General features: G+C 35.6%; 11 protein-coding genes and 2 tRNA genes. 10 read left to right on the plus strand and 3 right to left on the minus strand.

Going from position 1 to position 15941, the window contains the following annotated elements; translation table 11 throughout:
• Nucleotides 1-2: 2 nt before the first annotated feature.
• A tRNA-Gly gene (locus tag BMX53_RS18210) sits at nt 3-75 on the minus strand.
• Nucleotides 76-314: 239 nt separating this feature from the next.
• On the opposite strand from BMX53_RS18210, the gene BMX53_RS18215 reads away from it, so the two are divergent.
• From BMX53_RS18215 to BMX53_RS18235, 5 genes are all read left to right on the plus strand, one after another.
• The gene (locus BMX53_RS18215) at nt 315-788 is read left to right on the plus strand and encodes a GbsR/MarR family transcriptional regulator (protein WP_038984811.1); all 474 of its coding nucleotides are present in this window, start codon (nt 315-317) and stop codon (nt 786-788) included.
• Between the two features lie 8 nt (nt 789-796).
• Nucleotides 797-1954: an efflux RND transporter periplasmic adaptor subunit gene (locus BMX53_RS18220; RefSeq protein WP_074748335.1), complete on the plus strand. Its 1158-nt coding sequence runs from the start codon at nt 797-799 to the stop codon at nt 1952-1954.
• A gap of 2 nt (nt 1955-1956) precedes the next feature.
• A complete protein-coding gene (locus BMX53_RS18225; RefSeq protein ID WP_038984813.1) occupies nt 1957-5097 on the plus strand; it encodes an efflux RND transporter permease subunit in 3141 nt (1046 codons plus the stop codon).
• A 1-nt stretch (nt 5098) separates the two neighbouring features.
• Entirely contained in the window at nt 5099-6508 is a 1410-nt protein-coding gene (locus BMX53_RS18230) for an efflux transporter outer membrane subunit (RefSeq protein ID WP_074748338.1), read from the plus strand.
• A 74-nt stretch (nt 6509-6582) separates the two neighbouring features.
• Nucleotides 6583-7212, plus strand: a complete 630-nt coding sequence (locus BMX53_RS18235) for a polysaccharide deacetylase family protein (RefSeq protein ID WP_074748341.1) — start codon at nt 6583-6585, stop codon at nt 7210-7212.
• Here BMX53_RS18235 and BMX53_RS18240 read toward each other — a convergent pair whose 3' ends face one another.
• Both BMX53_RS18240 and BMX53_RS18245 read right to left on the minus strand, forming a co-directional pair.
• Entirely contained in the window at nt 7213-7506 is a 294-nt protein-coding gene (locus tag BMX53_RS18240; RefSeq protein WP_038984816.1) for a thioredoxin family protein, read from the minus strand.
• Between the two features lie 68 nt (nt 7507-7574).
• A complete protein-coding gene (locus BMX53_RS18245; protein ID WP_074748344.1) occupies nt 7575-8816 on the minus strand; it encodes a metallophosphoesterase in 1242 nt (413 codons plus the stop codon).
• A 160-nt stretch (nt 8817-8976) separates the two neighbouring features.
• Here BMX53_RS18245 and polA point away from each other — a divergent pair, with 160 nt between their 5' ends.
• The 5 genes from polA to BMX53_RS18270 all read left to right on the plus strand — a co-directional run.
• Nucleotides 8977-11805 carry a DNA polymerase I gene (polA, locus tag BMX53_RS18250; protein WP_074748346.1) on the plus strand — a complete coding sequence of 943 codons (2829 nt, stop codon included), beginning with the start codon at nt 8977-8979 and terminating at the stop codon, nt 11803-11805.
• 102 nt (nt 11806-11907) lie between these two features.
• Nucleotides 11908-14151 carry a TonB-dependent receptor gene (locus BMX53_RS18255; RefSeq protein WP_074748349.1) on the plus strand — a complete coding sequence of 748 codons (2244 nt, stop codon included), beginning with the start codon at nt 11908-11910 and terminating at the stop codon, nt 14149-14151.
• A gap of 153 nt (nt 14152-14304) precedes the next feature.
• Entirely contained in the window at nt 14305-14868 is a 564-nt protein-coding gene (locus tag BMX53_RS18260) for a 1-acyl-sn-glycerol-3-phosphate acyltransferase (RefSeq protein ID WP_038984820.1), read from the plus strand.
• A gap of 555 nt (nt 14869-15423) precedes the next feature.
• A tRNA-Leu gene (locus BMX53_RS18265) sits at nt 15424-15505 on the plus strand.
• A 151-nt stretch (nt 15506-15656) separates the two neighbouring features.
• Nucleotides 15657-15941 (plus strand): ISAon1 family transposase N-terminal region protein (locus tag BMX53_RS18270; RefSeq protein ID WP_074748352.1); only part of this gene is annotated, 285 nt, incomplete at its 3' end.

The following is a 15941-nucleotide window of genomic DNA, read 5'->3' on the forward strand; positions in this document are numbered from 1 at the left end:
AGAGCGGAAGACGAGGCTCGAACTCGCGACAACCAGCTTGGAAGGCTGGAGCTCTACCAACTGAGCTACTTCCGCTTTTGTGGATGCAAATATAATGCTATTTTCAAACGCTATGCAAGCATTTCTATAGTTTTTTTTAAAAGAAATTCTCATTATTTTTTTTCTATCAGAAAATCAACTAGATGAGTGAAATCAAATAAAAACTTTTTTTGTATTATATAGATGCCGTCTAAATAATTAAGAGAATTTTAAGTTTGGTTGGTTCGGTAATTACAAAACTAACCGTATATTTGTATCCTTAAATATAACCTACAATGCAATACGATCAAGATTTAGTAGACTTATTCCAAGATTGCTGCGCACATCACGAATTAGTACATCAGTTCTCACCACTGACTGCACAGATATATACATATATTATGTTCAATAATAATAGAGATGGCGTGACTTTTGATGAGTTAGTTGAAAAATTAAATGCGAGTAAAAGTTCAGTATCAACAAGTCTAAACTTACTAATATCGAATAATCAAATCGAACATTTTAATAAGATAGACGAACGAAAAAGATACTTCAGGCTAAATCCTAACTATATGATTTTAAGACTAGAAATCATTAAAAATGTTTTAGAAAAGGAACATGCTTTATGTCTTAAAATGCGTAAATTCGTAGATGAGGGTGTTTTGAAAGCAAATAATTGCAATGATAAAGTGGAGCTATACATTGATCACTTAGACAAAAGCAAAAACCATTTAGCAGATACAATAGAAAAATTAAAAAGTACAAATTAAGTAATTATATGAAACGTTATTTACAGACGATCACTTTTGCAGCAATAGCTATTACTGTAGCATCATGCGGAAAAAAAGATCAACAACAAGGTGCTCAAGGTCCATTACCTTATAAAGTAATCGAAGTACCAACTCAAGATGTAACAGGACACAATGCATATCCTACTACGTTACAAGGTAAAGTAACAAGTGATGTACGTGCTAAAATCTCTGGTTATATCCAAGAAGTTTACGTGGATGAAGGTGCTGTCGTAAGAAAAGGGCAACCTCTGTTCAGACTTGAAACTAACATGTTAAACGAGAGCGCTGATGCTGCTAAAGCTACTATCAGAACAGCAGAAGCTCAAGTAAATGTTGCTCAAGTTAACGTTGATAAATTAATCCCTCTTGTTAATAAGGGAATTATTAGTAAAATTCAATTAGAAACTGCTCAGGCGGATTTAGCTAGTGCAAAAAGCCAAGTGGCTTCTGCTAAAGCTCAATACAAAAGTGTAGTAGCTAATATTGACTATGCTGTAGTAAAAAGCCCAATCGATGGTGTGGTAGGTGCTATCAACTTCCGTGAAGGTACTCTAGTAAGTCCTGCAGATCCTGCTCCATTAACAGTAGTGTCTGATAACAGTGAAGTGTTTGCTTACTTTACACTTAACGAAAAACAATACTTCGATTTCTTAGAAAAAATTGAAGGAAAATCATTAAAAGAAAAACTGACTCACTTACCTTCTGTTAAGTTACAGTTAGCTAACGGACAAGTATATGAAGAAACTGGTAAGGTAGAGACTGCTTCTGGTCAAATTAACCCAGCTACTGGTACTGTTCAGTTAAGAGCTTCTTTTAATAACCCTAACGGATTACTAACTTCTGGTAACAGTGGTACACTATTATTACCTAATCAATACACTAATGTGTTAGTAGTGCCAGAATCAGCTACATTCGAACAACAAGGTCAATACTATGTATATACTGTAGTAAAAGACACTGTAAAATCTACTAAAGTAGAAATCATAGATCGCGTTGATAAATTAGCTGTTATCAAAGATGGTATCAAAAAAGGAGATGTAATCATTGGTACAGGTTTAGGTACACTTAAGAGTGGTACTGCTGTAACTCCTCAAAAAGTGAAATTTGAAAGCATCAACGAAGGGATCAAACAAACAACAATGTAATTATGTTAAAAACATTTATTGAAAGACCTGTACTATCTACAGTTATTTCTATACTTATAGTAATCCTTGGGGTACTGGGACTGTCAGTGCTACCAGTGACGCAATATCCTGATATTGCTCCCCCTACAGTGCAGGTTATGGCCAGCTATCCTGGAGCCAATGCCGAGACTGTAATGCAGTCAGTGATTATCCCTATCGAAGAACAAGTGAATGGGGTGGAAAACATGGATTATATCACATCTACAGCTTCTAATGATGGTACAGCTAGTATTCAGGTTGTATTTAAACAAGGGGTTGACGCTGATATCGCTGCGGTAAACGTACAAAACCGTGTGGCTCGTGCTACTCCACTTCTACCTGCAGAGGTAACTCGTTCGGGGGTAACTACTCAAAAACAACAGACGAGTGCGTTAATGTTCTTGTCGTTCTACTCTACTAGCCCTAACTATGATAACGTATTCATCCAAAACTATATGAATATTAACGTTATTCCTGAGTTAAAACGTGTTAGTGGTGTGGGGGATGCGACTCCATTCGGATCGTTTAACTACTCTATGCGTATCTGGATTGATCCTGCTAAAATGAAAGCTTATGGATTGGTTCCTTCTGATGTAGTAAGAGTATTAAACGAACAAAGTTTGGAAGCAGCTGCTGGACAATTAGGTGAAGCTAATGCTGAAGCATTCCAATACGTTATTAAATACAGTGGTAAGTATAAAACCATTGAACAATATGAAGGTATAGTAGTTAAATCTCTTCCTAATGGACAGATATTAACACTAAAAGATGTAGCTAAGATAGAGCTAGGTGCTCAGTCTTATATCGGTACATCTGAATTAAATGGTAATCCTGCTGTAGCAATGGCTGTGTACCAAACACCAGGATCTAATGCACAAGAGATTATCTTAAACTTACATGCTAAGTTAGAAGATTTATCTAAAAACTTCCCTGACGGGATAGAGTACAAAGTATTGATGGATACTAACGAATTCCTTGATGCGTCTATTAGTAAAGTAATTCACACACTTATTGAGGCATTTATCTTAGTATTCGTGGTGGTGTATATCTTCTTACAGGATTTCCGTTCTACGTTAATTCCGTTGATTGCAGTACCAGTATCGATCGTAGGTACATTCTTCTTCTTGAATGCATTTGGGTTCTCTATTAACTTACTTACATTATTTGCTCTAGTACTGGCCATTGGTATTGTGGTGGATGACGCCATCGTGGTAGTGGAAGCTGTACACGCGAAGATGGAAGATACAGGACAAGATGCAAAAGAAGCGAGTGTTAACACGATGGGTGAAATCTCAGGAGCTATCGTTTCGATTACATTAGTAATGTGTGCTGTATTTATCCCAGTAACGTTCATTCCAGGACCTACAGGGGTATTCTACAAACAGTTTGGTATTACGCTTATCGTTGCGATCTTGATTTCTGCAGTTAATGCCTTGACATTGAGTCCTGCTTTATGTGCTGTGTTCTTAAAACAACACGCTCATGATGGAGAGAAGAAAAGAAACTTCGTACAAAGATTCTTCGATGCATTCAACGCTGGATTTAACAGCTTGACAAATAAATATGGTAACTCATTCAAATTCTTATTAAGACATAAGTGGGTAACATTCGCTATATTAATAGGATGTCTTGTATTGACTTTCTTCTTTAATAAAACTATGCCTTCAGGTTTCGTACCTAATGAGGACCGTGGATTTATTATGGGTAACGTAGAGCTTCCTCCTGGTGCTTCTCAAGACCGTGTAGCAAGTTTACTACAAGAGTACTCTAAAATAGCTCAACAAATCCCTGGTGTAGATGCTGTAAACATTATTAATGGTTACTCTATTATCAACGGACAAGGGTCTAACTATGGTATGGTTCTTATGAAACTAAAAGGTTTTGAAGAAAGAACTACTCCAGAAGTTGCGACTGATGCTATCATTGGTAAATTATTTGGTATTGCAGCAACTCAATTCCAAGATGCTAGAATGATCTTCTTCCAACCTCCAAGTATACCAGGTTTTGGTATGTCTTCAGGTTTTGAGATGAAATTATTAGACAAAACAGGTGGGGCATTAACAGACTTTGACCAAAAGTCTAAAGAGTACTTAGGTGCTTTAATGCAACGTCCAGAGATTATGTATGCACAGTCTTCGTTTAATACGAACTATGCTCAATATGAATTAGAATTAAATATTCCTAGAGCAAAAGAATCAGGAGTATTAGTAAGTGATATCTTCTCTGCTTTACAAGGGTATATCGGAGGTATCTACGCGGCTGACTTTACACGTTTTGGTAAACAATATCGTGTAATGGTACAGACTTCACCAGAACACCGTAATAACACATCTAGTTTAGATGGTATTTATGTTAGAACATCTTCTGGAGTTATGGCACCAGTTACTCAGTTCATTAACTTGAAAAAAGTATATGGTCCTCAGTCAGTAAACCGTTATAACTTATTTACATCGTCTAACGTTACAGGTGCTCCTAAGCCAGGATACAGTTCTGGGGACGCTATTAGAGCTGTACAAGAAGTAGCTGCTGAGAAACTAAGCTCAGACTATGGTATTGACTTTACAGGTCTATCACGTGAGGAGATTAACTCAGGAGGTCAGACAGTAATGATCTTTGCATTATGTGTAATTTTCGTTTACTTCTTATTATCTGCACAGTATGAGAGTTACTTATTGCCATTCGCAGTAATCTTATCATTACCTACAGGTATTATGGGAGCTTTCTTAGCACAGAAATATGCAGGACTAGAGAACAACATCTACTTCCAGATCGCACTGGTGATGCTGGTCGGGCTGTTAGCGAAGAACGCCATCCTTATTGTAGAGTTCGCAGTACAAAGACGTCAACATGGAGAGTCTATTGCGGAATCTGCTATTAATGGTGCTAAAGCTCGTCTAAGACCTATCCTTATGACATCATTTGCATTTATCTTAGGATTGATGCCACTAGTTGTAGCGACAGGAGTTGGTTCTGTAGGTAACAGATCTATTGGTACAGGAGCTGCATTCGGATTACTTATTGGTACTGCTATCGGTATCTTCGTAATCCCAGTATTGTATGCTATCTTCCAATACTTACAAGAGAAAGTTAAACCGATTAAATTCGTAGAGCACAAGCAAGAATAATATGAAAAAACAAACTTTATATAGAGCTTTACCTATTGCTGTTTTAGCTGTTTCTATGCAGTCTTGTATAGTTTCTAAAAACTATGAGAGACCAGAAGTAACAAATGAAGCGCAATTTCGTACTGATAAAATATCTCAAGATACTCTTTCTATGGCAGCAATGTCATGGAAAGAGCTATTCTCTGATCAAACTTTAGTTCAACATATCGAACATGGTTTAGAGAATAACTTAGATATCAGAATCGCATTGCAAAATATCAATGCTGCTCACGCATATATGTTACAAGGGAAATGGGGATATGCTCCTACATTAAACCTTGGTGCTAACTATACTCATACTATCATGTCTAAAAACACACGTATGGGACAAATGATGGGTGCTGGTAGAGTAAAAACTGATCAAACTGATATCACTGGTTCGTTCGCATGGGAACTAGACGTTTGGGGAAAAATCAGAAGTGATAAAAGAGCTGCTAACGCTAGCTATCTTCAAACAATGTCTGCTCACCAAGCAGTTAAAACTCAATTGATCTCTACTATTGCTACTACTTATTTCCAATTAGTAGCTTTAGATGAACAAAAGAGAGTAACTGAGCAAACTATCATCAATAGAACAAACAGTTTAGAAACTATTGAGGCTCTTAAAGATGCTGGTCAAGTAAATGAGGTAGCTGTTAAACAAACACAGGCTCAATTGCTAAATGCTAAAGCTCTTTTAGTAGACATCGATAATAATATTAAATTAACAGAGAATGCTTTCAGTATTTTACTAGGAGATAACCCTGCTAAAATAGAGAGATCTGATCTTAAGTCACAGCAATTAAATGCAGATTTATCAGTAGGAGTACCGTTACAATTATTAAGTAACAGACCTGACGTAAGAGCTGCTGAATATGGTCTTATCAATGCTTTTGAGATGACTAATGTTGCTCGTGCTAACTTCTACCCTTCATTTAAGTTAACTGCTAATGGAGGATTACAAAGTATGGATTTTGACAACTTGTTTAATACTAGTTCTCTATTCGCTAACTTCATTGGAGGTCTTACTCAACCATTACTTAATGGTAGAAAAGTAAAAACTGCTCATGAGGTAGCTAAAGCAAATCAAGAGTCTGCTTTATTAAGCTATAAAAAGTCAATCTTAGTTGCTTCTAAAGAAGTTTCGGATGCATTATATACTTACCAAAGTTCTACAGACAAATTGAAGCTTAAAAAACAAGAATATGAAGCTTATAACTTAGCTACTGAATACTCTGAAGAGTTATTAGTACAAGGTATGGCTAACTACCTAGATGTATTAACAGCTAGAGAGAGTGCCTTAGCTGCTGAGTTAAGCTACATCAATACTGAATTAGCTCAACTTACTTCTATCGTACAGCTTTATAGAGCTGTCGGAGGTGGGATACAATAGTTTTATAGTTAATTGTTATTCATTAAAAAAGAGTAGTTATTTAGTTAACTACTCTTTTTTTATACATTTGAGTCATGAATATATCTAGAACACTCTTACCATTACTATTTCCTAAATATACTTGGAAACGAGATAACCTGTCGAAAGTAGTACACTTAACCTTTGACGATGGGCCAATACCTGATGTTACAGAGTGGGTATTAGATACTTTAAAGCGATATGATGTTAAGGCTACGTTCTTTTGTATAGCAGATAATGTTCGCAAACATCCTCATGTATTTAAACAAATAATAAGCGAAGGACATAGCGTAGGTAATCATACTTATAATCACCTAAATGGTTGGAGTAATGAAACTGATCATTACCTAAATAATGTTTGGTTAGCAAAGGAAGAGATGTCAAAACATTTGATATTAGACAATACTCCATTACTCTTCAGACCTCCTTATGGGAAAATAAAGCAAGCTCAAGCTAAATCCATTATAGATAATGGATATGAGATAATTATGTGGTCTCATCTCACAAAAGACTATGATAAAAATATAACACCAGAACAATGTTACAAAAGAGCCATACAGAATATGGCTCCTGGAAGTATTATTGTATTTCATGACAGTATTAAGGCTAGTCATAATTTATACTCAGCCTTACCTAAAACTATCGAATATTTACTAGCTAATGGATATACACTAGCTGCTTTATAACTATAATGTATTGGTTACGTTGATAAGTGAGTTGGCATCCATAACCCCCGTTTGACGCCATATCATGCTTCCTCTCTTATAAAGCATCATAGTAGGCACTTGTTTGATTCTCAAGGCCTCTACTAATTCTCCATTCTTCTCAACATCGATTTTTACTATACGCAGTCTATCTCCCATAGCTGCAGCTACATCGATTAAGACAGGATTCATTGTAGTACATGCTTCGTTCCACTGTGCATAAAAGTGGATTAAAACAGGAACATCGGCTGTTACTAACTCTCCAAATTTTGACATATAATATAAATTAACTTTATTATAAACTACTTTTAGTATACAAAAATATTACTTTTTAGCAATATTCTTTACTTTTTTCTCTTTAATTCTATTACTGTGATTTCTGGCCAAATACCAGTACGACCTTGATAAGCATGATACCCAAATCCTCTGTTTACATAAATGTACTTACCTACCTTCTCATACAGGCCTGCCCATTGCTTATATACATATTGTATAGGGCTCCATTTAATAAAACCAGGTATCTCTATACCAAACTGACTACCATGTGTATGCCCTGATAAAGTCAATTGGAAGTTCTTAGGGTGTTCTAACACTTTAGCCTCCCAATGTGAAGGGTCATGACTCATCAATATCTTAAAATCTTTAGCTGTGATACCCTCTGTAGATTTATCTAAGTCACCTAGCTTTTGAAAGTGTCCTCTCACTCCCCAGTTTTCTACTCCTACTACAGCAATACGTTGACCGTCTTTCTCAAACCACACATGTCCATTGCGCAGCAACTTAAATCCTATCTTAGGGCTTATATCACATATCTCTTCAAAGTTCTTATCTCTAGCTTCTTGAGTATCCCAATGTGCATAGTCACCATAATCATGGTTACCTAGTATAGAGAATTTACCATATTTATATTTGCGTATTCTACTAAAAACATCGTACCACGGTATCATCTCATCTGAGATACTATTAACGATATCTCCAGTGAATAAAAGTGCCTCAGACTCCTGTGCATTAATCAAATCTACTGCATATCTAATCTTCTCTTCATTGTCAAAACTCCCACTGTGAATATCCGATATCTGTGTAAACTTAAAACCATCAAATGCTTCAGGCAAGTCCTCAAATTCAATAATATGCTTACGTACCTCAAATTTATACCTACCTATAGTAATCCCATGCAGTACTGAAATAAAAGGAATAGAAGCTATACCAAAAGCAATATGTGATACAAACTTTCTACGGCTTGGTACAAAGCTCTCCTTCTCATTTCTCTGTACTTTAGTTCCTTTAGCGTAATTAACTATTCCCCTGATTATCCTAACTACATCTTCTAAAATAAGTAATAAAGTAATAATCGCTTTAGGTAAATAAAACAACACAACTAACGCACCTGCCACTAAGGACTGATGATTAGTCCCGTGGTTGCGGTCAAACTGTGAGAACCCATAAATAATATATGCAATACCTAGTGCAGATACGATAACATATCCCCAGCGTAGTAATTTATTTTTTGTTACTTGACGAACTGCTTGAAAACAATAAAATTCAATTAAAACAAATACGGCTAATAAGCCTATAAGTCTCCCCATTTCAATAATCTATAAATAACAAATTTAATTTTTTATAGAGGCTTTCAAACTATCTTTAACAATATTTAATAAAATTTCGAATATTATAAAACTGATTACCTTTTCTATAGCCTTACACAAAATCATTATCTTTGAGCATAATAAAAAAATAACATTGTAAATGGCTAATAAAAACCGTCTTTTCTTACTAGATGCCTATGCCCTTATTTTTAGAGGATATTATGCATTCATAAAAAACCCTAGAATAAACTCTAAGGGACTAGACACTTCTGCTATTCTTGGTTTTATGAACTCCTTAATAGATGTTATTAAGAGAGAATCACCAGATCACTTAGCTGTAGCTTTTGATAGAGGTGGTAGTGAATTAAGACTTGAGCTATTCCCAGAATACAAGGCAAATAGAGATGAAACTCCTGAAGCTATTAAAATAGCTGTCCCTTATATCAAACAAATCTTAGAAGCTATGCATATTCCTATCGTAGAGGTAAGCGGCTTTGAAGCTGATGACTTGATTGGAACGCTAGCAAAACAAGCTGAAAAAGAGAACTTCGAAGTATATATGGTTACTCCTGATAAAGATTACGCTCAGTTAGTATCTGAGAATATCTTTATGTATAGACCTGCTCGTATGGGTAATGGAATAGAAATATGGGGAGTAGATCAAGTAAAAGAGAAATTCGAAGTAGAATATCCTGAGCAAGTAATAGACTTCTTAGGTATGATGGGAGATGCTGTAGATAACATCCCAGGACTACCTGGTGTAGGTGAAAAGACAGCTAAGAAATTCATCAAGGAATATGGAACTATGGAAAACCTACTAGCTCATACTCATGAGTTAAAAGGTAAAATGAAAGAGAATATTGAAGCGAATAAAGAGAAAGGTCTTCTTTCTAAAAAGTTAGCTACTATTATCCTAGACTGTCCTGTACAGTTTAACGAGAAAGACTATGTATTAGAATGTCCTGATGTAGAGAAGTCTGAAGCATTATTCATTGAACTAGAGTTTAGAAGAATGAAAGAGCAGTTTGACAAATTGTTCAATAAAGGTAAAGAGGCTATTCCTATGCCTACTTCTTCTACTCCTTCGAGTACAGCGAGTGGTACTGTAGACGAACAGTTCTCTTTATTTGGAGAAGCATCAGATAGCACTAGTACTTCTACAGAGTCATACTTTGGTAATCTAAATACGACAAACCACGTATACCAATTGTGCAACAGTGGTATGGCTATTCGTCTGTTAATACAGAACTTATTAAACCAAAAGTCAGTGTGTTTTGACACAGAGACTACAGGACTAGATCCTTTTACAGCAGAGTTAGTTGGTATAGCATTCTCTTTCGAGAAGGGTACAGCATTCTATGTGCCAGTTCCTGAGAACCAAGAGGAAGCTAAAGCACTAGTACAACAATTCAAACCATTCTTTGAATCAGAGAATGTAGAGAAGATCGGTCAAAACCTTAAGTATGACATTAAGATACTTAAGCAATATGATATAGAAGTTAAGGGTCCTTTATTTGATACCATGATTGCGCACTATTTGATCAATCCTGATATGCGTCATAATATGGATGTATTAGCAGAGACTTATCTGAAGTATACTCCTCAACCGATAGAAGAATTAATCGGTAAAAAAGGTAAGAACCAAAAGACAATGCGTGATATAGACGTTGAACTAGTGAAAGAATACGCTGGTGAAGATGCTGATATTACATTCCAACTAAAAGAGAACTTTGCTCCTCAATTAGTCGCTACACATACTCAAGAGTTATTTGATAAAATAGAAATACCTCTAGTGAATGTATTAGCAGATATGGAGACAGAAGGTATTCGTCTAGATACAGATTACTTAAAGACCTTATCAGAAGGATTATCTACTGATATCAAACTTTTAGAACAACGCATATTCTTAGAAGCAGGCGAAGAGTTTAACCTTGCATCACCTAAACAATTAGGAGATATTCTATTCGAAAAGCTTCAGATAGGAGGTCCTAAACCAAAGAAAACGAAGACTGGACAATACGCTACTGGAGAAGAAATCTTAAGCGAACTAGCTAGTAAACACGAGATAGTGAGAGATATCTTAGACTGGAGACAGATGAATAAGTTACAGAGTACTTATGTAGATGCCCTACCAGATCAAGTAAATCCTAAGACTAATCGAGTGCATACAGAATATATGCAAGCTGTAGCTGCTACAGGTCGTCTTAGTTCTAACAATCCTAACTTACAGAATATCCCTATCCGTACAGAGAGAGGACGTCAAGTAAGAAAGGCATTCGTAGCTCGTGATGAGAACTATGTACTACTAGCAGCCGATTACTCTCAGATAGAGCTTCGTATTATAGCAGCTTTAAGTCAAGAGCCTAATATGATTGAATCTTTCCAACGTGGAGAAGATATTCACCGTTCTACAGCTGCTAAAGTATTCAATGTAGCTTTAGAAGAAGTTACTAAAGAGCAACGTAGCCATGCTAAAACTGTAAACTTTGGTATTATCTACGGAGTATCAGCTTTTGGATTGAGTAACCAAACAAACCTAACTCGTTCAGAGAGTAAAGAACTAATAGATGCATACTATGCTACTTATCCTAAACTAAGAAGCTATATCGCTTCGCAGATAGACTTCGCACGAGAGCACGGATATGTACAGACTATCTTAGGGCGCAGAAGATATCTTAAGGATATCCATTCGCACAACGCTGTCGTTAAAGGAGCAGCTGAGCGTAATGCGGTTAATGCCCCTATACAGGGTAGTGCAGCAGACATTATTAAGATAGCGATGATCAATATCAACAAAAAACTAAAAGAAGAGAACTGGAAGTCTAAGATGTTATTACAGGTACACGATGAGCTTGTCTTTGATGCTCATAAAGAAGAACTTGAAGCATTAAAGACCATGGTCAAAGCAGAAATGGAAAGTGCATTTACACTAGACGTTCCATTAATTGTAGATCTAGGAACTGGAGATAATTGGTTAGAAGCACATTAATCAAATATTATATTATAAAAAAGCTATTCAAAAAACTGAATAGCTTTTTTTATTTAGATTTATTCTTTATTACTTTTGCGTCAACATTATAAATTCATTTATATGAACGCTAAAAGTACTTTTATACTTTCTCTGTTAGTTTGTGCATCTTCTTATGGACAAGAACTAAAGACTGCAACAGATACAACTGTAGCCGCTGATACAATTAACAATGCTCTAGAAGACATCGTTATAGTTGCCAACAGAAAGCCTACTAAGATATCTGATATCCCTGGAACTGTATGGGTTATACAGCCTCAGCAAATTCAACAACAGTATAAGAATGGTGTCCCTCTAAAAGAGATGTTAGCTATATTAGTACCTGGGCTAGACGTAGGTAGTCAAGGGCGTTCTAACTATGGGCAAAACATGAGAGGTAGATCTATGTTAGTAATGATAGATGGAGTATCGCTTAACAGTTTGCGCTCTATCAGTAGACAATTAGATGCTATTGACCCGTTTAACATTGCTAAGATTGAGGTACTATCAGGTGCTAGCTCTATATATGGAGGTAATGCTACTGGAGGTATCGTAAATATAATTACTAAACAAGCACAAAAGTATGGCTGGAGTGGAGACACTGAAGTATCTGGACGTACTGGTTTTGCAGGAGATAAAGATAGAGACCTAAGAGTTGCCCAATCTCTAAGTTATAAAAACGACAAACTATCTACACGTGTATCTGCAGCATTCCAAGACAATGGGGTTACTTATGATGCTAATCGCGACCAAATAATGGCAGATATAGCACAGACAGACTTACAATACAACCGAACATTAGATCTAATGGCGACAGCTACATATGATATTAATGATCAACACAGAATCACTGGATTAATCCAATATTATAACTCAAGCTTTCAAGGAGATAGAAGTGCATACTTAGGAGATAACCTTGGAGCCTTTACTAATGCTGATCCTAGCCAAATAGGTATGCGCGATGGCTTCTATACTGATCACAAACCTGGTACAGAACGCTTTATGGCTTCCCTAGGGTACAATGGTACCAATATATTAGGAGGGCAAGATCTTTATGTACAAGTAGCACATAGATCAGAGAATCTTACTTTCTATCCTTTCCCAGGTACTGTAAATCTACCTAACGAAAAGCGTACCTATATGTCTGCCTCACAGCAGGACACAGACTACACAGGTATTAAAGCAGTACTTACTAAAGATTTAAACTTTCTGAAGTTCACCTATGGAGTTGATTTAGACTTCGAAAGATTTGAAGGTAAACAGAATGTGTTTAACTATGCTAAATCATTGGAGAGTGGAGGATTAGTAAATATAACAGACTTTACTATCCCACGATACCCTACTAATAACTCATTTAGCGTAGCGGGTTATGCTCAGGCAGTATATAATATCACTAATCAATTCCAATTATCAGGAGGTATCAGATACCAAAACATTAATGTGAAGATAGATGACATCATTGGTTCTGTTCAGAGTACTCAAGTACACATGGGGTATGGTAAATCTGCTGATGTAATCCCTGGAGGTAAGAGTTCTTACAATATGACCACTACTAACTTCGGCATATTATACAAGCCAACTACTAACCAACAAGTATGGGCGACCTTCTCACAAGGGGTAAGCTTAGCAGATCCATCTAAATATTATGGATACGGAAATTATAAACTTAACCCAACAACACAGAATTGGGACTTACTAACGAGTCTAAACGTAAAAGATCAACCACTGAATGGAGTAAAAACTAATCAATTCGAATTGGGATATAGATTTAAAACAGACAATGGTTTTAAAGGGCAAATCTCTGGATTCATAAGTCGTTCTGATAAGAATCTATCTGTTGACAGAAAGAACTTCCAAGTCATACTATTAGATCAGAATCTAAGAAATATGGGAATCGAAGCAGAACTTTCGTATACTAAGAACGGTTTTTATATAGGAGCTAATACACTTATTATTTCTTCAGAAGTTAAACAAAATGACGATTGGAAGAAACAAGATATCACGAGTGCTAGCCCATCTAAAATAATAGGTTACTCAGGATATACGTATAACAATTGGTCATTCAGATTACAGAGTACACAGAGTTTAAAACTAACAGATGATGCTGATAATGTTATTAAAGCCTATAATACAGCAGATCTAATGATAGGGTATAAATTACCTGTAGGTTATCTAAACTTAGGTGTTCAGAACCTATTTAATACAGATTATCAAAGCATTTGGAGTAAGAGGTCACAGACTTTATACTCAGTGTATAACCTCCCAGCACTATTTGATTATAACGGAAGAGGAAGAACATTTACATTGACTTACTCTTATTCGTTCTAGGCATATCTAAAGGCTGTATAGTTATCTATACAGCCTTTGTTCTTTTATATATGCTTATCAATCTAAACATTAGCATATAATTACAACTAACCAACTATCAAGACCTAATCAAATTATTCTATATTTGCCCCAACAATTCATAACAAAAACAAGATGAAGAAATTACTAGGGCGTATAATGCTAGGAGTAACAGGATGGAAGTATGTACCCAACAACTTTGACCCTAAGAAGGATAAGAAGACTGTACTTATCTGTGTACCTCACACTTCTAACTGGGATTTTTTCTATGCCTTAGCTTGCTTTTGGATTATGGAAGTGCCTATCCGTATGTTTATTAAAGACTATTATACTAAGGGGGTCTTTGGTTTCTTCTTTAGAAGCTTAGGTTGTATTGGTGTAGATAGAAGTAAACGCCAAAATCTAGTAGAGTATGCTACTAATATCATTAATACTACAGACTCTATAGCTATTATTAATACGCCTGAAGGAACCAGAGGTTATTCAGATGCATGGAAACAAGGTTTTTATCACATTGCTAAGAATGCTAATGTTCCTATCGTGTTAGCCTATGCAGATTATAAGAAGAAAGCATGTGGTATCATCAAGTTAGTGCACGTAGAAGACAAGTCATTTGAACAATTGTTAGATGAGATCGCGCCATACTACAATGCTGAGATGGCTAAGTTCCCAGAGAATTACAATCCGAAATTATATTAATACTAGATATTTACTCAGACCTATGTCACATCAGCATAGGTCTTTTTTATTTTCCTACTGAGCCTATTTGATTAGTTCGTACTTAGTAGATCCTTTGGGTACGAGTTTAGTACGGTTTTGAAAACAGCCTCTTAACCCAAGTAAACACTAGAAGTTACCGAACAGTATCCAAACAAAATAGAAATTAAAATATATTACATATTGATTGTTAGTGTGTTATGGTTTTTGAGGTAGAGCATTATGAGGCAAAAAGAGATTATTAGATCATTATCTCCAAATGAGGTCATTATAGGCAAGTGATGTGTGTAGTGATATTGTATTTATAAGAGATGTCATGCTATAATGATTATCTTATGCTTTGGTAATATTCTTTAAAGAGTAATAGAGGTGAAAATATATTTGAGTGTAAAATGTTTTATTTTAATAGATTAGCTATTTATTGCACATTGTTATTAAAAAAATAGTATTCTTTTTCGTTTTTATATTTGTTTTTCATTAATAAAAAACATTATATTTGCCACGTCTTAATAGGAACAGGATGTTCCACTAGATTTCGCGGGTATGGTGAAATTGGTAGACACGCCAGACTTAGGATCTGGTGCCGCAAGGTGTGAAGGTTCGAGTCCTTTTACCCGCACTAGAAAGCCTCTTCAGACGAAGAGGCTTTTTTTATACATTTAAATCAAATGCTTATGCGTTATATATCATTGTTATTTTTGGTTGTTTTGACGTTTAGTGGATCAAAGTTAAAAGTTGGGGAGGAAATAGTAAAATAATATCTTTGTCTTATGATGGATAGCACAGAAATACTAAAACTAATCTTACCTGCTTACTTAGTAGAACACTTCAATATTACTAAAATAGAAGAATTAGAAACCAAACTACATATCTACTTTGAAGAAAAGAATAATTATGGGAATCAATGTCCTGAAAGACAACTAATTTCCAAAGGCTTTCATAGTATGATTACCATTGAAGACTTTCCATTACGAGGTAAATCAGTTAAACTACATGTACAACGTCGTCGTTGGACAGATAAACAAACAGGAGAAATTATATCACGTGATTGGAAT

The organism is Myroides marinus (assembly GCF_900109075.1).
GTDB classification, from domain to species: domain Bacteria; phylum Bacteroidota; class Bacteroidia; order Flavobacteriales; family Flavobacteriaceae; genus Flavobacterium; species Flavobacterium marinum_A.

Coding starts and splice junctions, on each gene's coding strand:
- BMX53_RS18215 (WP_038984811.1), top strand. CDS start 315: ATGCAATACGATCAAGATTTAGTAGACTTATTCCAAGATTGCTGCGCA.
- BMX53_RS18220 (WP_074748335.1), top strand. CDS start 797: ATGAAACGTTATTTACAGACGATCACTTTTGCAGCAATAGCTATTACT.
- BMX53_RS18225 (WP_038984813.1), top strand. CDS start 1,957: ATGTTAAAAACATTTATTGAAAGACCTGTACTATCTACAGTTATTTCT.
- BMX53_RS18230 (WP_074748338.1), top strand. CDS start 5,099: ATGAAAAAACAAACTTTATATAGAGCTTTACCTATTGCTGTTTTAGCT.
- BMX53_RS18235 (WP_074748341.1), top strand. CDS start 6,583: ATGAATATATCTAGAACACTCTTACCATTACTATTTCCTAAATATACT.
- BMX53_RS18240 (WP_038984816.1), bottom strand. CDS start 7,506: ATGTCAAAATTTGGAGAGTTAGTAACAGCCGATGTTCCTGTTTTAATC.
- BMX53_RS18245 (WP_074748344.1), bottom strand. CDS start 8,816: ATGGGGAGACTTATAGGCTTATTAGCCGTATTTGTTTTAATTGAATTT.
- polA (WP_074748346.1), top strand. CDS start 8,977: ATGGCTAATAAAAACCGTCTTTTCTTACTAGATGCCTATGCCCTTATT.
- BMX53_RS18255 (WP_074748349.1), top strand. CDS start 11,908: ATGAACGCTAAAAGTACTTTTATACTTTCTCTGTTAGTTTGTGCATCT.
- BMX53_RS18260 (WP_038984820.1), top strand. CDS start 14,305: ATGAAGAAATTACTAGGGCGTATAATGCTAGGAGTAACAGGATGGAAG.